The following is an 18,345-nucleotide window of genomic DNA, read 5'->3' on the forward strand; positions in this document are numbered from 1 at the left end:
CTTTTAATCTCTTTTTAACCAAAGGCGTGGACGCAAAACGCTCAAGAACACACAAACCATCGTGAGTTTGGAGCACGGAAGCTGGGCCGTCTAAGCTTCAAGCCCCTGGACATCGCTAAACGACTCATGCTGAAAACGAAGCCAAAGAAGAGGCTATTGACGCGCGCAGCTGTCAGGATTGGTCTCTAATGATCTACGACCGGATGTCGTTCAAGCTGATCTGATTGGACGGTTTGGCCTTGATCGCGCGTGCCGTCGGTGAGGCCCAACGGCGCTATTTGATGTTCTTCCCATCACAGATCTGCAATCGCAAGACGCAGGAGACGGTAATGAGGGCGATCAGGTTGGCAGAACAGTAAGCCTGCGTTTTGGCATGAGTCTGCTCGTTGTTAGCGAAAAACTTGACACTCTAAAGAAGCAAGCTTCATGACCTCATACAAGACATGAATAAAAATTTTCAAGTATATGAATTTTATAAATATTAAGTTTATATCTCTTGTGCAAAGCAATCTCTCAGTCTACTGTCGCTTGGCAAAGCAGCCCTGCAACCCCTAGAAATTATTAGGTTTATTGTTCAAACGAAAGTTTTTCGCGCTATTCTCAGGGTACAGGAACGCTCAACCAGCGCCGGCTCCACCGAGGTACCCACCCGATGTCCGATCTGCTCCAGTCCGCCCTCGCTGCTATCCCTGAGGACTTTTTCCACCGGCTCGAGGAGCGAATGTGCAGCTGCACTGCAACCGCCTACGAGCAAGCCGTCCGCACGCCACCGGAGACCCCCTCGCATCGCATGCGCTTGGGCACCACGCGCTATTTCGAGCGCGGTGAGGCCTTTCGCCTCAGTGCCGAGGATGTCAGCATGCGTTACCGCTTCGAGCAGGTGAACACTCATGCCTTTGCGCTCGCGATGAGCGGCAACTTCCTGATCACACATGCGAAGATCAATCACTGGGGTGATCCGATCGAACAAAAGGAGTACAAACAGACCCTGGCGCGTCAGAATCCCACCGGCGGTGATCAGCTCAGGCTGTGGAATGATCAGACACCGGATGCTGTTATCCTCGCGCTCATCGTCGTGCTCTACGCGCGGCCAGGTAGCGGACAAGACGAAACACTGCCGATGCGGCTCGGTTTCGGCATCCCTACCCGTGATCTCAAGGGCTGGCACCTGCTCAAGACGCTCGATCAGCTCTATGCCGCTTATGCTGAGTACGCACGGCAACCCTTAGATCGCGCACGTCCGACACTCAAGTTCCAGCAAGTCCGCGCCGATCGTTCGTCTGGTCACTAACTTATGCTCAGAGGTCACGCGCATGGCTGCACGCACACCCGGCTTTCAGCCAATCCAACTGACCCAAGCCCGACTCGCCCGCGGGCTCACCCGTGTAGCGCTGGCCACCGCCGTCAAGCGCTCGGCGCCTTCGGTCAGCAAATGGGAATCGGGGCAGCAGACACCTGACCCGAAGGCGCTCGAGGCCCTCGCGCAGTGCCTCAGGGTCCCGCGCGACTACTTCCTGAATCCGCCGTTCGAAGCTGGCGAGCGTCCACGCTTCTTCCGCTCCATGGCCAATGCCACCAAGCGCTCGCGCGAGCGTATCCAGCAGCATCTGCTCTGGCTGCAGCGTCTCAGTCACGATCTGCAGATCTGGGTCGACTTGCCACCACCAACGGTCCCGGATCTCGGGGTGTCGGATTTTCAGCGCTTGCAGGAGAGCGACATCGAAAACGCCGCTGCGCAGGTTCGGGCGGATTGGGGATTGTGGCGAGCACCGATCCCTGACCTGCTCATGGTGATGGAGAATGCCGGTATCATCGTTGCCCGCTGCGCCTTCTCTTCGCAGTCCATTGATGGCGTCTCGCATTGGTCGCTGGCCGATGACCGGCCCTATGTGCTGCTCTCCTCGGACAAGCGCAACGCCGTGCGCTCCCGCTTCGATGCGGCTCACGAGCTTGGCCATCTGGTGCTGCACCGCCACGTCGATCAAAGCGCGCTGACCCATCGCGATGAGTTTAAGGAGCTTGAGAACCAAGCGCACCGCTTCGCCAGTGCCTTCCTGATGCCTGCCGAGGGCTTCGTCAATGAGCTCCCTGAGGTCTCGCTCGAGGCCTTCCGCACGCTCAAACCCCGTTGGGGCGTGTCGATTGGCGCCATGATCTACCGTTGCAAGGATTTGGAGCTGATCACCGAGGAGCACGCCGGTCGCCTGTTCAAGTACATCAGCGCCCGTGGCTGGGTGCGCGCCGAGCCCGAGGACGAGCGCCTGGCCCTGGAGCAGCCGCGCTTGATCGAGCGCTCCATCCGCTTGTTGCTGACCCAGGGTGGCTACAGCGTCGAGCAATTGCTGGCTGAGCTGCGCCTGCATCCGAAGGACATCGAAGCACTGGCCGGACTGCCGGCGGGCTTGCTCAGCAACCGCCGCGAACAGGTGCAGCTGCTACCGACGCCCAAGCTCAAGACAGGGGCGGTGCATGAGGCGCGCGCCGAGGTGGTCGCGTTTCCGGGATGGAAGGATCCGGGCGCCCTGGCATCAAACGATGCCCAGACCCCGACGATGATTTGATGCAGTCGTTACCGGTCCTTGGTGAACGGCGCCGCGCCCGCAAGCTGTCCCCACTCGAGCGCGGCGGCCATTTGTTGCCTAGACCTCACCGAATCCACCCGGCGCCTTGCAGCCCGTAAAAACTCAAGCCCTTCGAGTTTTGATCTGTATTCAGCTTCACCGAAAACCACAAGAAACGTATTAGTTCATCCTGATAGCTCTGTGCGAAGCTTGAAAATTGCGTAATCCGCCAGCGCATCATCAGTGCTTACACGCAGCCCTTTAAAGGTGCATAAAAACAACATTTAAGTTCAGTAGCTTACGATTACAGTTAAATCTGGTTATCACCGAACCATGCGGTCCGCAGTAAACGCCTTGACGAAAAATCAGTGGCTTGCAGTCGGACGAATTTCGTCACCTTAAAAGGGCTGGGCTGTGGATCAATGTAGATTGTAGCAAGTGGCTACTCACTGGCTAACGCAATAGTTTCCACTATTGAAGTAACCGCTTGGACAGTTACCCGATTTAAGCATCGCATGGCCTGCATTGGAACCAGCCAGACAGTAATCCATGTATGCAGAATAGCCACTTGGGCAATTTCCATATTTTTCAACCGCAAAACTAGCCTTTGCACTAGGAATGCAGCGATTTCCACTCGCAGCATAATGGGCAGGGCAGTTACTGCCATTTCTTACAAAGGTTTGAGCTTGGGGAGCAGACTGAGCACCAGCCCTTTTAAGGTGACGAAATTCACCTGACTGCAAGCCCCTGATTCTTCGTCAAGGTGCTTGCGACGGATCGCGTGGTTCGGTGACCGGCAGATTCACATGGAATCGTAAGTCGCTGATTTTAAATGTTGCTTTTATGCACCTTAAAAGGGCTGGACTGAGCACTTATGCTATACCCAAAAAAGCAAAGACAAAACAAGACGATGTAACGCATAGTGAGCCTCTATTAATAAACACCAGATAAGGTTGAATCTTAGAGTATGCCCTTTGGTCAAAAACATAAGGGTAGGAAATGTGAACATCTGGAAAAACCCATGAAGACTCATGAGGTGAAGCAGGTTATGCCGCCTCCCAGGTATTCAGTTAAGCCGCTTGCGAGCTGGTCTTTTGGCAGGTCAGCGATCTGTCACACACATTTTTCTCACAAGTACAATTATTTATTTGCTTTTACTTAAGATTAGGCTTTTTCCAGCGTCTTTCATCTGTTTGACAGCAAGTATAAGAATAATAATTTGAGCAATCGCAAGAATAATGCCAGCAAACACTAGTTCGATAGTTACTACAGAGACGCAAGCCACTATGCAATAGGCCAGAGTCAGCCGCGTATCTATTTTCAATTCCTCCTCATTCGTGCGGCTAAGTTCTTTATTGAGAGCTTCGGCGAGTCCATTTATTGCAATGAAGTTCCAGTATAAGTTAAAAAGCGGGATAAACAAAAAACCTACTGCTTTTCCAGGTGTGGTTTTTGCTTCTTTCTCGGGAATTAACTCCCAAAGCTTGTAAAGGATTAAACATAAAAACACGACCCCAGCAATCACTCCGGCTATACCGACAATAATGACCGATGTAGGGATTCCTACTGCGAAGCAAATCCAAAAAACCATAAACCATTGGTCAAGAGTTCTTGCTTGTTCCACTGGAGTTTTTTGGGGTAAATGTTGCATCAATTATCTCCTGATTAGTGAGTTTGACTGCATTGTCTTTAAAACGATAACCAATATCGCAAAGTGGATCTTCTATTTGGTATTACACGAGATTCTGTACGACTCCCTATCCCAGCTTTTGCGTCGCTGCGGATATGTTGATGGTATGAGTCGTTGCGGCCTTGAAGAAGGTACTCAGCGCGCCATGACAAACTGCACCTTCCCACGCAGGAGTGCATGAGCGACGCTTAAGGTGTAAGTCGGCGTTGATCAGCGAGGCAGATCTTGTAAGCACACAGCGAGCCGACGCTGCTCGCGGCGAACTGAGCGCGTGTGGCTCCGAATAGGAGGGCTGTTGTTGAAGGACAGGCTGGCAGATAGGCCTATAAGGCGCGGAGTCGCGCACGGGAACCTGCGCGAGCACGACAGACTGATCAGCGGAAGGAGACAGCGCGAAGCCTTGGCCGATGATGTCTGGCGACACGACCATTGACCGAGGCCACCGGATCGAGCGTTTTCGCTCGCAGCGCTGGTCTTTGACATGGGTCGTCTTCTCCATCCGCAATCCCCCTTGCGTCGACGCGACTGTACCTTAGCCCTGCGCGTCTTTAGTCGTCAGTGGTCTTGATACTACGCCTAGACAGGACTCTGAGAATTTGATCTGAAGCAAACCTTGAAGCACTTGATCACCGCAGTAGTGATTCCAGGCCATCACCAAGCGGTTGCAGGAAACCCGATCTAAAGGGGATTAAGACGCGGCAGAACCTGTCTGCTGCTCCTGCTGCCAACGCACCTGCAGCGCCTCAAGCCGCTCCCGCGTTGCCTGTGATTCCTCCCGCGCCTGATCCCGCTGCGCCACGACCACCTGTTCCCTAACTCGCACCTCCGCCAACGCCTTCGCACCCTCGGCAACCTCTTGACGCAAGCGCTCCACTTCCCCGCGCGCCACGCCGAACTCGACCTCAGCCTGCATCGTCTGGCGCTGCTGTGAAGCCAACGCCTGGCTCAGTTCCTGCACCCGCTCCTGATGTTCGCGCGTTTGCACCTCCAGCTTCCGTTGAAGCCTATCGCGCTCGGCACGCACCTCCTCGATCACCCGCAGATACTGCTGCTCTTGACCGGCCGCGATCTCACGCTCACGCGCCTGCTCCAGGCGCAACTCCTCGACCAAGACCCGCCCCTGCTCGACCTGCTGACGGAGTCCGTCGCGCTCGGCCTCATGCGTGGCCTGCAGCGTCTGCAGCCGCTGCTCCTGTGCGCGTTCGGCTTCCCGGCCCTCCGCGCGCGCCTGATCGCGCTCGGCGCGCAGGGTCGCGTTCAAGACGCGCCGCTCCTCGGCCACGGCGGTGATGCGATCGCGTTCCTGTGCCGCCTGCTGAGCCTGCTGCTCGGCCGCCTCCTGGGCCAGATGGGCCTGGGTGATCTGGCGTTGCGCCTCGGCGCGTTCCTCGGCCAGGCGAGCAAAGGCAACCTCCTGAGCGGCTTGCCAGAACGCCGCCACGGGCGCCTGCAGGGTCTCCGGCACGCCGGCGGGTAAGGCCTCGCCCTGGAGTTGCTCGCGGATCTCCTCGATCACCGCATCGCGCAGATGCAGGATCGTGGTATTGGAGCCGCGCCCGAGATGGCGGCGCAGGCGATCGACCGAGGGCGCCTCACAGGCGCTCAGGCAGGCGTAGACGGCCGAGCGGACATCCTCGGCGGAAATCGAGGCAGGACGGACATGAAGCATTATTTCGTGTGGCTATGATACGGAAATACAGTATACAACATCATGAAATGATCAAAGATCGCAACAGAAGCCCCCTCTGTTGCAATCTTTGCCAAAAGGGCCGTTTTTGCCGTGAGCAGACCCCGCGGGGCCGTGGAACACTTCCGGGGGAAACCGGGCCGACGAAGCGAAAAGCGTTGCGATGACAATCGCTTAGGAAAGCCCTGCCGCAGTAGGACGCACCCCGTGGAACATGCGCGGCGAGCGACACCTGGTTCTACGGACGCCGCCAAGAAAAAACGACCTACAATAGAGCATCAAACAATCGAGGGTCGATCGACCATGCAGGTAGCTGTCCGCGATCTGAAGGCCCAGCTTTCTCGCTTCTTATCCCAGGCCCAGGCCGGGGAATCCATCGAGGTGACCTCCCACAACCGGCTGATTGCCCGAATCGTGGGAGTGCCTACCGAAACCGCTGAAGCGCTTCGTGAACCGATCGCTCAAGGCGCCTTGAGCTGGAGTGAGCGCAAGCCCGAACTGCAACCGCCACTTGAGCTGGCTGCGAACAGCACGCCGGTCAGTCAGATGGTGTTGGAGGATCGCGGTTGACCCTGTTCTGCGATACCTCGGCGTTGATCAAGCTCTATGTGCGTGAGCCGTTCACCGAGGAGATGCTCGCTGCGGCAGCCGCCGCCCCGTCATTGGCGGTGTGTCGGATGGCGTGGGCCGAGGCTGGTTGCCACGGATAGCACAATCGAGTGTAATAACAAAGTTACCATATAAGGGGGTCGGTCGTGCAGACCACGTTACGCAAGATCGGCAACTCGAGAGGCGTCATCATCCCGGCAGCCCTGCTGGCTCAAGCCGGACTCGACGACGCCGTTGATTTGCGCTTGGAAGGGAACCGAATCATCATCGAGCCGGTGAAAACACTGCGGGAAGGCTGGTTCAACGGCGCCGACCCCGCTCAAGACGTCGACGCCTGGGAGGAGCTATCACCGGATGACGATGCCGGCGAGTGGGAATGGTAGGCCAGCGTCGAATCATTCGTCGCGGTGAGGTCTATTGGATCAACCTCGATCCGACCATCGGGACCGAGATCAACAAGACCCGACCTGGGCTGGTCGTGTCGCCAGATGACCTGAACGCCGCGTTGCCACGCGTGATCATCGCACCGCTCACCCGTCGGGGGCAGCCACTGGGTTGTCGTCCCGAGCTGGCGTTTGGCGGTCACCAGGCGCGCATCCTGCTCGATCAAATCCGCTGTGTGGATCGGCGTCGTCTGCTAGACAAGCTGGGTGAAATCGATCCGGCGCTTTGGCATGGCGTGTTGCTCGAGATGCTCCGCTGATGCGTTCTGGACGCACACCGCGCATGCCTTCGCCGAGCCTCCCTGCCACGACCGCACCTGATCGCGCCTCCCTTGGTGCATCCCCGCTTCCGCGCAGGAACCGCCGCACCCCGGCGCCCTACCCCCGATTCCCGCTGGCGGCGCGGGCCGCATGACAACGCGCTTAACCTTGCAAAAGGCACCTCATGATGCTGTTTTTGCAATGATCGATCTGCGCTCGGCACTTTGCCGATCTCTTACGGCAAAGTCAGCGCGACAACAGCTCGATGTAGCGCTGGTAACTGTAGCTGCGATTCTTCTTCTGTCCGGTCATTTCAGTCACGATGCCCAGCTCTTCCAGTATCTTGACGGCGGCAGTGGCGGTCGGAAAGGTGGTGTCGAGTGTTTGCCGCGCCCGCTCGATGGTGAAGCGAGGCATCATGGGCAGCAGTTCGAACAGCCGGTAGCCGGCGGGGCTGACCTTGGGTGCTTCGAGCAGGCGGCGCCGATCCGCCACGATCAGGCTGGCGATGGCGATAATGCTACGCTCGGCGTCACTCGCGGCCGTCGCCACGCCTTCAAGGAAGAACGCGATCCAAGATTCCCAATCGCCTTCCGTGCGGATGATCAACAGGCGCCGGTAGTACTCGGCCTGATGCTGCTTCAGGTAGCCGCTGAGGTACATGAGCGGTTCCGGCAGCACTCCCCAGTGTTCGAGAAGCGCCGCGATCAGCAACCGCCCAATGCGACCATTGCCATCGAGGAAGGGATGGATGGTTTCGAACTGGGCGTGCGCCAGCGCGATCCGGACCAGCGGCGGCAGCGTGGTGGTCTCGTCGTGGATGAAGTGCTCGAGGTCGCCCAGCAGATCGGCCACCCGCTCGGCCGGCGGTGGCACGAAAGCGGCGTTGCCGGGACGGGTGCCGCCGATCCAGTTTTGTGAGCGACGCAGTTCCCCCGGCTGCTTCCCGGCGCCTCGCACCCCGTCCAGCAGGACACGGTGGGCCTCACACAGGAGGCGCACGCTGATGGGCAGGCCGTTGGGGTCGCGCAGGTTGTCCCGCACAAGCCGGAAGGCGCGCAGATAGTTGGAGACTTCCTCGACATCGTCCGTGTTGCTGACCGCGAGACCCGCTTCCTCATCGAACAGATCGGTCAATGTCGCCTGGGTGCCTTCGATTTGTGAGGTAAGCAGCGCTTCCTTGCGGATGGCGCTGTACAGCAGCCAGTCCACCGACGGCACGAGCCCGGACACGCCAGACAGGCGGGCGAGCGCGAACTCGGCCTGATGATTCAGGTCGGCATACGCCTCTGAAGCCAGCTCGGGATTGCTCGGCGGAAGAGGATGCGGGACGAAGGTCCGAACCGGCTCACTCAACGTCGTCGAGATGATGTCAGTGCCTGCAGTCCGTTTCACCATAGTAAAAATGTCTTTAACAAGGGTCTTCTTTATTAAACCTCTCTTTAATAAGATGCGCCATTCCCTGATCCCGCCGGCGGCGCCGGATGACTGGTCGCGCCTCGGACCTGCAGGGGGTCAGTCGCTGGCTCGTGCAGATAATGGATGTTAAACTGGTCAATATGGTTAGTAATGACCGCTTTATCAATCATGAAACGTCAACGCGCCTCCTTGCAACCGACGCTCGCGGCCTGTGCGTTGCTTGGGCGGTTGATTCGCATCGCGCGCAAGGAGCAGCGCTGGAGCGAGGACGCGCTCGCTGAACGGGCGCTGATCTCACGCAGCACCCTGCAGAAGGTCGAGCGCGGCGATCCGAGCGTGGCGATTGGGATCGTGTTCGACTGCGCGCACCTGGTCGGTGTGCCGTTGTTTGCCGACACCGAGCCGAGTTCGCCGGTCAGAAACTTGGGGCAGGCCATCGCCCGCGCGGATGATCGCCTTGCGCTGCTGCCTAAGCGGGTGCGCACACCGGTGAGCGTCGATGACGACTTCTGAGCGCAGTGCCTTCGTCTGGGTCTGGCTGCCCGGGGCGATCGCGCCGGTGGTGGCCGGCAAGCTGGTGGCGCAAGGCGATCGGCTGCTGTTCGTCTATGGCCGCAGCTATCTCGCGCGTGCGGATGCGATGCCTCTGTACCTGCCGGAGCTGCCGCTACAGTCCGGACCGATCACGCCCCTGCCCGGCTTGCGCATGGCCGGCTGTCTGCGCGATGCCGCCCCTGACGCCTGGGGCCGGCGGGTGATCCTGTATCGACAGCTGGGTGCCGTGGCGCGCGATGCCGACACCGAGCGGCTCGATGAGCTGGCCTATCTGTTGGCCTCTGATTCCGATCGGGTCGGCGCACTCGATGTGCAGGCCTCGGCGACGGACTACCTGCCCCGTGATCCGGCAAGCGCCTCGCTGGAGGCGTTGGCCGAGGCGAGCCTGCGCATCGACCAAGGCTTAGCGCTGCCTCCAGCCCTGCAGGCGGCCTTGCAGCACGGCACCTCGCTCGGCGGTGCGCGCCCGAAAGCGGGGCTCACCGACGGCCAGACGAAATGGGTCGCGAAGTTCTCTTCCAGCACCGATCGCTTTTCGGTGGTCAAGGCCGAGTTTGTTGCGATGCGCCTGGCGGCGCTGGCCGGCTTGGACGTCGCGCCGGTCCGGCTGACCCAGGCAGTCGGCAAAGATGTCCTGCTGGTGGAGCGCTTCGACCGGCGCTGGACGCCGGCCGGCTGGCAGCGGCGCGCGGTGGTCTCGGCGCTGACGCTGCTGGGCCTCGAGGCGATGATGGCGCGCTATGCCAGCTACGCGGATCTGGCTGAACAGATTCGCCAGCGTTTCACCCACCCGGCGGCGACCCTCAAGGAGCTGTTCGCGCGCATCGTGTTCAACATCCTGTGCGGCAACACGGACGATCACGCGCGCAATCATGCCGCCTTCTGGGATGGGCAGGCGTTGTCGCTGACGCCGGCGTTTGACCTCTGTCCGCAGCCCCGCACGGGACGGGAGGCCTCACAGGCCATGGCCATCGTTGGCGAGGCGCGCTTGAGCCAGATCGCGCTCTGCCTCCAGGCCGCCGCCACGTTCGGTTTGACCCGGACCGAGGCTGAGGCGGTCGTCGCGCGGCAGGTCGAGACGATCGAAGCGCATTGGGAGTCGGTGTGTGACGCTGCGCAGCTGCCGGTTGGAGAGCGCGCCTTGCTCTGGCGCCGACAGTTTCTCAATCCCTTTGCGTTTGGTGAGTAGCCTGCGATGTCAAGATCGCCCATGGAACCTGGTCTTCCCATCCCCGCCCCCGCTCCGATCGACTGGCTGCCCTGGTGCCTCAGCGACAGCGCTGATGAATCACCGCATCCCGGCGCCCTACCCCCAATCCCGGCCGGTGGCGCAGGCTGGCTGATCGCCCCCGAGCGCGGTCATCTGGCCGATTGCGCTTCCGATCTGCAGGCGGTCAGTCGCTGGTTGGCCCGCCAAAAGGACAACCCGCTCACGCTCGAAGCCTACCGCCATGAGCTCGAGCGCTTCCTGCTCTGGCTCGGGCTGGAGCGCGGTAAGGCGCTCTCCGAGGCCACCGGCGAGGACATCAGTCTGTTCGATGACCTGCTGCAGTACCCCGAGCGCTGGCCGCAGTGGTACGGCGAGCCCAAGCCGCGTCATGATCCGCGGTGGCGGCCCTGGACGCGTAAGCTCAGTGCGCGCTCGCGCCATGAGGCGCTGACCACGGTCGAGCGTTGTTACCGCTGGCTGCTGGCCCAGGGCTATCTGCGCTACAACCCGTTCGGGGCCTCGGCGGTGAAGCTGCGTGCGCCACGCTCGGCGCCGGTGCAGGAGCGCTATCTGGATGAGCGCCTGTGGCAGGCGGTGTTGGATCAGGTGCAGGCGATGCCGCAGGCGACGGCGAACCAGCGTGCTCGCTATCAGCGCACGCGCTGGGTGGTGATGGCGCTCTATGCCCTACTCGCCCGCGCCTCGGAGTTCTGCAATGCGCGCATGGGCGATCTGATCCAGATCCGCCGACCCAGCGGCGTGCAATGGTGGTGGCAGGTGCGCGGCAAGCATCGCCGCGAGGCCGATGCCCCGGATGAGGTGCCGATCCCGCCGGCGCTGATCGCCGAGCTGTCGCTGTACCGGGTGCATCTGGGCCTGAGCTCGTTGCCGGAGCCGGGCGAGACCACGCCGATGGTGCTGAGTCTGTATCCCAAGCGCGATGGCTGGGCGGCGCTCAATCGCAGCACGCTCTGGCGGCTGATCAAGGCGGTGTTCAGCGCGACGGCGGATCAGATCGCGGCCGATGATCCCGAGGGCGCGGCCCATCTGCGTGCCGCCTCACCGCATTGGCTGCGCCACACCGGCATCACCCATCGGCTCGATGAGGGCCTGGGGCTGAAGGAGGCGCAGGCGCTCTCGCGGCATCGCTCGCTGAAGGATCTGGGCACCTATGCCCATGCCGATCGCGATGCGCTGTATGCGCGGGTGGCGGGTTGGCGGGGGTTGGCGAACTCGCCCTGAACGCGAGTGACGGCAACGGACTCAGCGCAGACGGGGCTCGGCGGGCGTCGGCTCCGCTCGGGCCTCAATCCGCAGTCGCCAGTCGCCCCGAACCTGCCTGAGTGAGCAGTCGCCCACCAACCAGTTCGTGTTCTTGAAGCGGGTCCGCTTGCGCTCGACCAGCCAATCGACGATGACCCGGCTTGCAGGAGTGAGGTTGGCCGGATCGCGGAGTTGTTCCAAATAGTGAGGCTGGCCGCCGACATCGGCAAATACCACGGCATTCCAGACCATCCAGCTCGTCTTCAGTAACGCCTCCCCTTCCCGACTATTCGGCTCGATGCCCATGCGATCAAACAGCGGCTTTGCAAAGTCGAGAAAGGTCGCGGAGTATTTTTTTGGGGACTTCTTGCGCAGTGCCATGCGGGTGGATGAGCGATCGTCTTCAGCCGGTGGTGCTATGGGGTCGTTGGTGCCTGTTGGTCAGCGTCCTGCACCATGTTGGCGGCGATGGCGCGGATCTCGTCGACCTTATCGGCGGGCACCACGACCGTGACGCGCTTGAGACCCGCACGCTCGATGCGTGATCGCCAACGGGCTTGTCGGGCAGCCGCCGTCTGCTGACCGCCCGAGGCACGCTTAGTCGTCATCCCGGGTGATGGCCACCTTGCCAACCCGATTGCCGTTGAGATCCCAGAGGATCATCTCGTCTTGCAGGCCGCGTTGTTCGATCTTATCGGCAAGATCGCGCAGGATACGGGTGATCTCGAATGACGGATCATCCTCAAAAGCGGCGTTGTCCAGCGACATGCCCAGTGTCAGTTCGCTCATGTTGTGTGCTCGTCGGTGATGGGCTGTCTAGGTTATCGCGCGTTATCGATAACGCGCAAGTCGGCGCTGATGCCCATGTCTTCCCGCAGCGATGAGCACAGGCTAGAGTTCATCCGCCTCCAGGCGGCGCAGACCAATCAGGGTGCCGATCGCATTGCCCAACTGCAGATCGCCACTCATCAACAGCCGCGTTGAGAGCGAGGCGACGAAGGCTTGCGCGCGGGCATCGTCACTCGGCGCAAAGGCCGCCTCGGCAAAGGCCTGGTGGATGAGCTGCTCGAGGCCGGCTGGATCATCGACATCGTTGCGCAGGCTGTGCGTGGTCATACCGCTACCTCCTGATCGGCCCCGGAACCCGCGCATCCCGCGCCCTGTCCCGAGCCTGTCTATCGGATCGATGGGGTCCTGATTACGCTATGATGACGCCTGATCCTGTCTTGTTTTCCCTGCCTTGTCCATGACTCGCACCGAACTCATCGCCGCGATCGCCTGCCGCCCCTCGACACTCAACGCCGAAGACACCTATTTGGCGGTGAAGACCCTGATCGACCTGCTGCGCGACACCCTCGCCGCCGGGGAGCGTATCGAGGTGCGTGGCTTTGGTGCCTTTGAGCTGCGCCGCCATGAACCACGGGTGGGACGGAATCCGAAGACGGGAGAGAGCGTGATACTGCCGGCCCGACATCGGGTGCATTTCAAGCCGGGCAAGGCACTGCGCGAGCGGGTGGATGCGGGGATGGAGACGCAATGTGGCCGCTGAACCAGGGATGCGCGCCCGCCGTGGCGAGCAACTCGGCTGGCTGCTTGGCTGGGCCGGCGGCTTCCTCTGGATCGCTGCGCTCGCGCTGATGTTTCTGTGGCGCGGTCAGCTGCTGATTGGTTGTTCGGGCCTCGCGCTGGCGGTCCTGGGCTATGGCGCGGTCCTGGTCTTCCGACCCTGGCGCGCTCCGCGGACACGCTACTGGCGACTGATGATCCTGCCCTATCTGGCGATGCTCAGTGGCGTGCCCTGGGCGATCTGGGGCTTTGGTCCCGAGGCTGCTGGGGAGCTGAATGTCTGGCAGGCGTTGATCTTGCTGCCGGTGTTGTCACCACTGTTCAGTATGGGATGGAAGCGGTGGGAGGATGGCGAGGCTGGGTGACGATTTTGGTTTCAGCTCCAGGGATCAATCGGCCTGAACACACCCGTTGTCGTCATATCCCGTCGCAGCTCAAAACGTTCAAGTGCTTGCACAGGATCAATATGCTCGAGTTGTTGGAAATTGATCTTTTCCCAGTCGATGCGTTTGATTTTGACAGAGAACAGATATTCATCTTCAATATGACCTGTTGCTCGACTCAGTCGTTGGCTGTAACCACTGACAAGCGCTTCTTGTAACGCAGGTAATGCGCCAAACGCCTCACCTGCAACGCGAAAGCCGATCGCATGAACATGGGTCATATAATCCTTGCGAAGATGCACCGGGCCTTTTTCTGTTTTCTCTAAACAGTAGTCGCGTTTTTTAAGCTTTACAGTTTCACGCGGCATATCTTCGATTTCAGGTAAGTCAATATCAGCATGTAATGTTGTGCCGTCTAATTGAAAGTCTACTGCTGTTGCACGAGGCCAGGCGATCCTGGACAGTCGCTCCTCGAATTGGGCTTCAGAGGCGGCTCGATCACCCTGCAAAATGCTTTGATGCCGTTGTCGAGCGGATGCTTGACGCGTTTCGTGGTTTGCTTTGGCTGCGCGCCAGTGCCCAACCGCAACGCGATACTCAGAGAGCGCGTCCTGATAGTGCTGTTCTCTGCTTTCCTCGCGACTGAAGAGTTTTTCCAATAAGCCAGGCGACGTTCGCTCAGGCTGTTCTGGCTTTGGCTCAAAAAAAGGCTCGCTGAGATAAAGGTTGTCCTGTTTCGCTGGAGGCGGTGTCTGGAGATCAGGACGGAGCAGTTGTTGTTGCTCTGCTTGGATCGTCGCAAGCCCTTGCTCTAAAAGCGCCATGACGGATGCAGCATGTTGCTGTAAGGCCTGTTTGCGCAAGGATTCCGGGAGTGGACGCTGATCCGCATCCAACAAAACCAGGCTTCCATCATCCTCAAGACGCAACACGGCATCAATCTGTTGCGGCTCAGGAGACGTGGCACTGACCGCTCGGTTTGAGGAGGAATGTGCAGGACGATCGAGTCGTTCGCGATAAGAGATCCCTGTACCTGGTAGACCTAGGTTGCCATAGACACCTCGCTTACCGAGATTGAGACTGGCACCTCGACCACCAATACTCAGACTCCCGCCTGTTTTCCCAAGATTCAGACGGACACCAGGAACGAGTTGGACGGAGCGACGAAATCGGAAACCCATGATAGACCTCAGCGGATGATACCCTGTACTGTCGCGGCTTGGAGCCAGTCGGGAAATTCTTCGAGTAAACGGTCGTAGAGTTGGGCGTCCGTCAGATCGTGCAAATCGTCGATGGCAAAGAACCCACAATTATCGACGACACGACCCTTCATGGTGTCGAGTTTTTCCAACACGCCATAGTTCCTTCCTCCCAGTCCCATGAATTGCCAAAACAGGGGGTACTGGGCCGCTTCGGTCATCAGCGCTTTGATGGCCTTGTTCTGATGTACGCCACCATCACTGACAAAGAGAACATAAGCGGGTGGTGCATGAGGCTCGGCTCGATAGAAATCAATCACCTCACGCATCACTTTGGGTTCATCATTGACCCCGCCATACCATTTTTTCCAACCACCATGAGCAGTCTCAATATAGTTTTTAATATTGGCCGTGGTTGCGGCAGGTAATACTTTCGGTTCGCGATCAAACGCCCAGACTTCAAAACTGCCATCATCGTCGAAATGCAAAGCCAAAGGCAGGACGCGATCGAGAAGTTCCTGAACTCGGCCGGTCTTGTATTGTTGGTGCATTGAGCCACTCGCATCCAAAACCACCCCGACACGAGCAACCGTTGTTTGTAATCCTCGTTTTTCGAGACTGATCGTTGCTGCTTTTGCCAGGTTGACGAGATGAGGCGCCTCTTGCTCAATGCGCTTCTCGAGACTCATTTGCGGCTTGGGTGAGCTGGTGTGAGCTGGCGGCGCCGGCGCATCGCTGACCTCGATGCCGTAGGCCTCACAGAGGCCCGCCAGTCCCGAGGCGTATCCCTGCCAGATCGCCCGGACCTTGGCCGCACCCTGGCGCAGATACAGCTCGGCGACGATGATGCCTTTCTCAGTGCTGAAGGTTCCCGGTGATAGCTGAATCTCGCCGGCGGCGGTCTGCACCCTGGCCTGTAATCCCGGCACCTTGCTGAAATCAGCACCTGAGTCCTCGGTCAGGGTGATGGCAATGCGTGTCAGCGGCGGTGGCGCGCGGGAGAAGTCGAAGTCGATGGCATGCTCCTTCTGGCCGTTGACGTCCTTGGGTGCGCTGAACTGCGCCATGCCGGAGGGATGCCGGGGCTGGTTGTAGAACACGATGTCCGGATCGCCGGTGGCGCGCCCGTCGGCGTTCAGCACGAAGGCGGTCAGATTAACGTCAATGCCTGGTGCCGAGTTGTGACGCACGATGAGACGACCTGCCGAGGCGCCAATGGCGGCATTCGCTCCAGGGATGAGGGTTGCTGTCTGGGTCATAACAGGTTTTTCCGAGCTCAAGACGCCACGCGGGGCGTGTTCCGTTCTAATCAGCGTCAAGCGCTGTCTGCGCCGAATCCTCACACCGCAGGCGCTCGATGTCGAGACCGCGCGCGTGCAGATGTGCGATCATCATGCGTTGCCCCTTCTGGCGCCGGGGCCGGCGCTTCCCCGGCATGAGCCTGAACCTAACGATCATGGCTGCGTGACAAAATGCTGGCTTTGGTAATAAGTTCCTATGAAAAAGATTATTTTTTTAGTGATCTGCGCAATGCTATCGTCAAACGCTTTTGCGGGAAATCAATTCGCCGTTCAGATTAGTTATGTTACTCATAACGGTGGTAGAACAACGACAACGGAATTGATCGAGGCTCAAAACGAAAAAGATGCAAAGGCTAAAGCTCAGCAGATCATTGCTGAAAAATACAATCAAGGAAGGATTGTAAGTGTCGGTAAAAGATGAAAGAATTAGAAAGGCAGGTTCATTGAGCGTTACATGTCGCCGAACAATGCGCTCCAGGCAACGACGGTTCCGCTCTCGCGGAACTGACTCGGCTTCAAATGGCGTTAGGACGCATCACGATCACGTTGGCGAGCAAGTAGACAAAGGGCCTCGTACATCTCCCCAGACTGCATCTTATCGATGCAATCCTTGCACAGATAAAAGCCACCTCCGCCCATGCCGCACAACACGCGCCCGCAACAGGCGCAGGATCGAGCAGTCGCACCGGAAACACCGGATGGACAGCGCGCTTCTGTCAAAGCAACCGCAAAATGTTTCATAACAGGTTGGGGGATCAAATCGAGTCGAGGTGAATAGGGAGAAGAAAAGTGGAGCCCTCGCCATGACCGAGCCCCGCCTGCTGATCCAGCACCGCCACGCGACCCAGCTCGTCGAGGCCCCGGAGCTGATCGACACCCGCACCGAGCCGATGACCACCTTGCCGCTGATGGGCCGAGTCAGCGCCGGACAGCCGCTGGAGGCGATCGAAGATCCCGACTGGGTCGAGGTACCGGAGCGCCTCGCGCGGATCGCCGCCTTTGCGCTGCGGGTCCAGGGTGATTCGATGATCGAGGATCAGATCGAGGACGGGGATCTGATCCTGGTCAAGCCCCAGGCCAGCGCCGCCAATGGCGAGGTGGTCATCGCGCTGATCGATGGCGAGCAAGCGACGCTAAAGCGCTTCTATCGCGAGCTGAACCACATCCGCCTGCAGCCGGCCCATGCCGAGATGTTGCCGTTGCGCTTCCCTGCCGATGCGGTTCAGGTGGTCGGTATCGTCACTGGGGTCATGCGCTGGAACCCAAGCGTCTAGCTCGCCGCCACCGTCAAGCGCTTAAGCGTCCGACGGCTCCCGACGACCCGCAATTTAACGATCCCGCTCAGGCGGTCACCTCCCTTCCCTCGAACCCCGCCTGGGCCGAACACCGGCATTGGCGAGCGAACGTCCCCCCTGTCTCCGCCGGTTGCGGCTACGCCACATTGGTCGCGCTCTCAACCTTGGTCCCAAGGAGTCGTTAGCCGCCGGCTGCCACACCAATCAACACCGCAGCCACGATCACCCACTCGACGACTTCAGCGCCGTCCTCGTTCGCCCAAAGCCTGCGTAAGACCTGAATCATCGGGTTGCCTAGTTGGGGTTGCGGTTTGCGACGCTGCGACACTATCAGCAAGCACGCGCCGGCGTTAGCACATTTGGCATAGGACATGCTCAAGGTGTCTTGGCCCTAGTCCTGCTACGCCGATCCCGATAACCCGGCCAACGCCGAGCACCGCCAGCAGTTCAAGGATCAACACCTGGTCCAGCTTACCGCCTGAGCCACACTGGCGTTGCCGTTCGGCTGGGCAGCTCAATCCTTGGCAGGCGCTGATCCTCTTGCCGGTGCTCTCACCCTTCATCTCCATCGGCTGGCGGCGCTGGCAGGTCAGCGACTGCCGCTGAACCCATCCGAGCTGCAGGGTCTTCACGCAGGCGCTCGACATCGAGACCGCGCGCCTGCAGATGTGCGATCAGGTGATCGAAGCCGCTGTCCTTGGAGAGGATGCGATAGCGGTCCTGTGGATCAGCCGCCGCCAACTCGCCGAGGTAGAACGCCAGATGGAAGTCGAGGGCATTCATGCCGGCGCGCTCGATCTTGTCATAGCGACCGCGCTCGCCGAGCGCCTGCATCCGCATCACCAGCTCGATTGGGAGGCGATGTTGATGGGGGCCGATGAACAGCGTGATCGTCGTGTCGCT

24 protein-coding genes are annotated in these 18,345 nt (G+C 59.7%); 13 read left to right on the forward strand and 11 right to left on the reverse strand.

Annotated features, from left to right (window positions below; all coding sequences use genetic code 11):
• The first annotated feature begins 652 nt into the window (after positions 1 to 652).
• Positions 653 to 1,291 (forward strand): hypothetical protein, encoded by a 639-nt coding sequence (locus tag VBE63_RS18365; RefSeq protein WP_323684469.1) that lies wholly within the window; start codon positions 653 to 655, stop codon positions 1,289 to 1,291.
• Positions 1,292 to 1,313: 22 nt separating this feature from the next.
• Positions 1,314 to 2,561 carry an XRE family transcriptional regulator gene (locus VBE63_RS18370; protein WP_323684470.1) on the forward strand — a complete coding sequence of 416 codons (1,248 nt, stop codon included), beginning with the start codon at positions 1,314 to 1,316 and terminating at the stop codon, positions 2,559 to 2,561.
• Between the two features lie 1,144 nt (positions 2,562 to 3,705).
• Here VBE63_RS18370 and VBE63_RS18375 read toward each other — a convergent pair.
• Positions 3,706 to 4,212, reverse strand: a complete 507-nt coding sequence (locus tag VBE63_RS18375) for a hypothetical protein (protein WP_323684471.1) — start codon at positions 4,210 to 4,212, stop codon at positions 3,706 to 3,708.
• Between the two features lie 727 nt (positions 4,213 to 4,939).
• Positions 4,940 to 5,920: a DNA-binding protein gene (locus VBE63_RS18380; protein WP_323684472.1), complete on the reverse strand. Its 981-nt coding sequence runs from the start codon at positions 5,918 to 5,920 to the stop codon at positions 4,940 to 4,942.
• A 321-nt stretch (positions 5,921 to 6,241) separates the two neighbouring features.
• On the opposite strand from VBE63_RS18380, the gene VBE63_RS18385 reads away from it, so the two are divergent.
• Genes VBE63_RS18385 through VBE63_RS18400 form a run of 4 tightly spaced genes read left to right on the forward strand, consistent with a single transcriptional unit; the run spans position 6,242 to position 7,250 of the window.
• Entirely contained in the window at positions 6,242 to 6,508 is a 267-nt protein-coding gene (locus VBE63_RS18385) for a type II toxin-antitoxin system prevent-host-death family antitoxin (RefSeq protein WP_323684473.1), read from the forward strand.
• Positions 6,505 to 6,648: a hypothetical protein gene (locus VBE63_RS18390; protein WP_323684474.1), complete on the forward strand. Its 144-nt coding sequence runs from the start codon at positions 6,505 to 6,507 to the stop codon at positions 6,646 to 6,648. The genes VBE63_RS18385 and VBE63_RS18390 overlap by 4 nt, the downstream gene beginning before the upstream one ends.
• A 45-nt stretch (positions 6,649 to 6,693) precedes the next feature.
• A complete protein-coding gene (locus VBE63_RS18395; RefSeq protein WP_323684475.1) occupies positions 6,694 to 6,930 on the forward strand; it encodes an AbrB/MazE/SpoVT family DNA-binding domain-containing protein in 237 nt (78 codons plus the stop codon).
• Positions 6,924 to 7,250: a type II toxin-antitoxin system PemK/MazF family toxin gene (locus tag VBE63_RS18400; RefSeq protein WP_323684476.1), complete on the forward strand. Its 327-nt coding sequence runs from the start codon at positions 6,924 to 6,926 to the stop codon at positions 7,248 to 7,250. Before VBE63_RS18395 ends, VBE63_RS18400 begins: the two co-directional genes overlap by 7 nt.
• A 247-nt stretch (positions 7,251 to 7,497) precedes the next feature.
• Here VBE63_RS18400 and VBE63_RS18405 read toward each other — a convergent pair whose 3' ends face one another.
• On the reverse strand, positions 7,498 to 8,649 hold the full coding sequence (locus VBE63_RS18405; RefSeq protein ID WP_323684477.1) for a Fic family protein: 1,152 nt from the start codon (positions 8,647 to 8,649) through the stop codon (positions 7,498 to 7,500).
• Positions 8,650 to 8,838: 189 nt separating this feature from the next.
• Between VBE63_RS18405 and VBE63_RS18410 the strand changes: the two genes are divergently transcribed.
• Genes VBE63_RS18410 through VBE63_RS18420 form a run of 3 tightly spaced genes read left to right on the forward strand, consistent with a single transcriptional unit; the run spans position 8,839 to position 11,677 of the window.
• On the forward strand, positions 8,839 to 9,183 hold the full coding sequence (locus VBE63_RS18410; protein WP_323684478.1) for a helix-turn-helix transcriptional regulator: 345 nt from the start codon (positions 8,839 to 8,841) through the stop codon (positions 9,181 to 9,183).
• A complete protein-coding gene (locus VBE63_RS18415) occupies positions 9,170 to 10,414 on the forward strand; it encodes a type II toxin-antitoxin system HipA family toxin (protein ID WP_323684479.1) in 1,245 nt (414 codons plus the stop codon). Before VBE63_RS18410 ends, VBE63_RS18415 begins: the two co-directional genes overlap by 14 nt.
• Before the next feature lie 21 nt (positions 10,415 to 10,435).
• Positions 10,436 to 11,677, forward strand: coding sequence for a tyrosine-type recombinase/integrase (locus tag VBE63_RS18420; protein ID WP_323684480.1), 1,242 nt, complete (start codon positions 10,436 to 10,438; stop codon positions 11,675 to 11,677).
• A 21-nt stretch (positions 11,678 to 11,698) separates the two neighbouring features.
• Here VBE63_RS18420 and VBE63_RS18425 read toward each other — a convergent pair whose 3' ends face one another.
• From VBE63_RS18425 to VBE63_RS18440, 4 genes are all read right to left on the reverse strand, one after another.
• Positions 11,699 to 12,079 carry a hypothetical protein gene (locus VBE63_RS18425; protein WP_323684481.1) on the reverse strand — a complete coding sequence of 127 codons (381 nt, stop codon included), beginning with the start codon at positions 12,077 to 12,079 and terminating at the stop codon, positions 11,699 to 11,701.
• Between the two features lie 35 nt (positions 12,080 to 12,114).
• Positions 12,115 to 12,306 carry a hypothetical protein gene (locus VBE63_RS18430; protein ID WP_323684482.1) on the reverse strand — a complete coding sequence of 64 codons (192 nt, stop codon included), beginning with the start codon at positions 12,304 to 12,306 and terminating at the stop codon, positions 12,115 to 12,117.
• On the reverse strand, positions 12,296 to 12,487 hold the full coding sequence (locus VBE63_RS18435; RefSeq protein WP_323684483.1) for a hypothetical protein: 192 nt from the start codon (positions 12,485 to 12,487) through the stop codon (positions 12,296 to 12,298). Before VBE63_RS18435 ends, VBE63_RS18430 begins: the two co-directional genes overlap by 11 nt.
• 102 nt (positions 12,488 to 12,589) lie before the next feature.
• On the reverse strand, positions 12,590 to 12,814 hold the full coding sequence (locus VBE63_RS18440) for a hypothetical protein (RefSeq protein WP_323684484.1): 225 nt from the start codon (positions 12,812 to 12,814) through the stop codon (positions 12,590 to 12,592).
• Positions 12,815 to 12,944: 130 nt separating this feature from the next.
• Here VBE63_RS18440 and VBE63_RS18445 point away from each other — a divergent pair, with 130 nt between their 5' ends.
• The gene (locus VBE63_RS18445; RefSeq protein WP_323684485.1) at positions 12,945 to 13,247 is read left to right on the forward strand and encodes an HU family DNA-binding protein; all 303 of its coding nucleotides are present in this window, start codon (positions 12,945 to 12,947) and stop codon (positions 13,245 to 13,247) included.
• On the forward strand, positions 13,237 to 13,629 hold the full coding sequence (locus VBE63_RS18450) for a hypothetical protein (protein ID WP_323684486.1): 393 nt from the start codon (positions 13,237 to 13,239) through the stop codon (positions 13,627 to 13,629). The genes VBE63_RS18445 and VBE63_RS18450 overlap by 11 nt, the downstream gene beginning before the upstream one ends.
• A gap of 11 nt (positions 13,630 to 13,640) precedes the next feature.
• Here the strand turns inward: VBE63_RS18450 and VBE63_RS18455 are convergent, their stop codons facing one another.
• Together VBE63_RS18455 and VBE63_RS18460 are read right to left on the reverse strand one after the other, a co-directional pair.
• Positions 13,641 to 14,828, reverse strand: a complete 1,188-nt coding sequence (locus tag VBE63_RS18455) for a DUF4236 domain-containing protein (RefSeq protein WP_323684487.1) — start codon at positions 14,826 to 14,828, stop codon at positions 13,641 to 13,643.
• An 8-nt stretch (positions 14,829 to 14,836) separates the two neighbouring features.
• Entirely contained in the window at positions 14,837 to 16,105 is a 1,269-nt protein-coding gene (locus VBE63_RS18460) for a VWA domain-containing protein (RefSeq protein WP_323684488.1), read from the reverse strand.
• A 238-nt stretch (positions 16,106 to 16,343) separates the two neighbouring features.
• Between VBE63_RS18460 and VBE63_RS18465 the strand changes: the two genes are divergently transcribed.
• Both VBE63_RS18465 and VBE63_RS18470 read left to right on the forward strand, forming a co-directional pair.
• Entirely contained in the window at positions 16,344 to 16,568 is a 225-nt protein-coding gene (locus VBE63_RS18465; protein WP_323684489.1) for a hypothetical protein, read from the forward strand.
• 382 nt (positions 16,569 to 16,950) lie between these two features.
• The gene (locus VBE63_RS18470) at positions 16,951 to 17,421 is read left to right on the forward strand and encodes a LexA family transcriptional regulator (RefSeq protein ID WP_323684490.1); all 471 of its coding nucleotides are present in this window, start codon (positions 16,951 to 16,953) and stop codon (positions 17,419 to 17,421) included.
• Positions 17,422 to 17,623: 202 nt separating this feature from the next.
• Here the strand turns inward: VBE63_RS18470 and VBE63_RS18475 are convergent, their stop codons facing one another.
• The gene (locus VBE63_RS18475; RefSeq protein ID WP_323684491.1) at positions 17,624 to 17,815 is read right to left on the reverse strand and encodes a hypothetical protein; all 192 of its coding nucleotides are present in this window, start codon (positions 17,813 to 17,815) and stop codon (positions 17,624 to 17,626) included.
• A gap of 179 nt (positions 17,816 to 17,994) precedes the next feature.
• A partial coding sequence (locus VBE63_RS18480) for a PIN domain-containing protein (protein WP_323684492.1) occupies positions 17,995 to 18,345 on the reverse strand: 351 nt, incomplete at its 5' end.

This window comes from Lamprobacter sp. (genome assembly GCF_034860625.1).
GTDB lineage: Bacteria > Pseudomonadota > Gammaproteobacteria > Chromatiales > Chromatiaceae > Lamprobacter.

Coding starts and splice junctions, on each gene's coding strand:
- VBE63_RS18365 (WP_323684469.1), top strand. CDS start 653: ATGTCCGATCTGCTCCAGTCCGCCCTCGCTGCTATCCCTGAGGACTTT.
- VBE63_RS18370 (WP_323684470.1), top strand. CDS start 1,314: ATGGCTGCACGCACACCCGGCTTTCAGCCAATCCAACTGACCCAAGCC.
- VBE63_RS18375 (WP_323684471.1), bottom strand. CDS start 4,212: ATGCAACATTTACCCCAAAAAACTCCAGTGGAACAAGCAAGAACTCTT.
- VBE63_RS18380 (WP_323684472.1), bottom strand. CDS start 5,920: ATGCTTCATGTCCGTCCTGCCTCGATTTCCGCCGAGGATGTCCGCTCG.
- VBE63_RS18385 (WP_323684473.1), top strand. CDS start 6,242: ATGCAGGTAGCTGTCCGCGATCTGAAGGCCCAGCTTTCTCGCTTCTTA.
- VBE63_RS18400 (WP_323684476.1), top strand. CDS start 6,924: ATGGTAGGCCAGCGTCGAATCATTCGTCGCGGTGAGGTCTATTGGATC.
- VBE63_RS18405 (WP_323684477.1), bottom strand. CDS start 8,649: ATGGTGAAACGGACTGCAGGCACTGACATCATCTCGACGACGTTGAGT.
- VBE63_RS18410 (WP_323684478.1), top strand. CDS start 8,839: ATGAAACGTCAACGCGCCTCCTTGCAACCGACGCTCGCGGCCTGTGCG.
- VBE63_RS18415 (WP_323684479.1), top strand. CDS start 9,170: ATGACGACTTCTGAGCGCAGTGCCTTCGTCTGGGTCTGGCTGCCCGGG.
- VBE63_RS18420 (WP_323684480.1), top strand. CDS start 10,436: ATGGAACCTGGTCTTCCCATCCCCGCCCCCGCTCCGATCGACTGGCTG.
- VBE63_RS18425 (WP_323684481.1), bottom strand. CDS start 12,079: ATGGCACTGCGCAAGAAGTCCCCAAAAAAATACTCCGCGACCTTTCTC.
- VBE63_RS18430 (WP_323684482.1), bottom strand. CDS start 12,306: ATGACGACTAAGCGTGCCTCGGGCGGTCAGCAGACGGCGGCTGCCCGA.
- VBE63_RS18435 (WP_323684483.1), bottom strand. CDS start 12,487: ATGAGCGAACTGACACTGGGCATGTCGCTGGACAACGCCGCTTTTGAG.
- VBE63_RS18440 (WP_323684484.1), bottom strand. CDS start 12,814: ATGACCACGCACAGCCTGCGCAACGATGTCGATGATCCAGCCGGCCTC.
- VBE63_RS18445 (WP_323684485.1), top strand. CDS start 12,945: ATGACTCGCACCGAACTCATCGCCGCGATCGCCTGCCGCCCCTCGACA.
- VBE63_RS18455 (WP_323684487.1), bottom strand. CDS start 14,828: ATGGGTTTCCGATTTCGTCGCTCCGTCCAACTCGTTCCTGGTGTCCGT.
- VBE63_RS18460 (WP_323684488.1), bottom strand. CDS start 16,105: ATGACCCAGACAGCAACCCTCATCCCTGGAGCGAATGCCGCCATTGGC.
- VBE63_RS18465 (WP_323684489.1), top strand. CDS start 16,344: ATGAAAAAGATTATTTTTTTAGTGATCTGCGCAATGCTATCGTCAAAC.
- VBE63_RS18470 (WP_323684490.1), top strand. CDS start 16,951: ATGACCGAGCCCCGCCTGCTGATCCAGCACCGCCACGCGACCCAGCTC.
- VBE63_RS18475 (WP_323684491.1), bottom strand. CDS start 17,815: ATGTCCTATGCCAAATGTGCTAACGCCGGCGCGTGCTTGCTGATAGTG.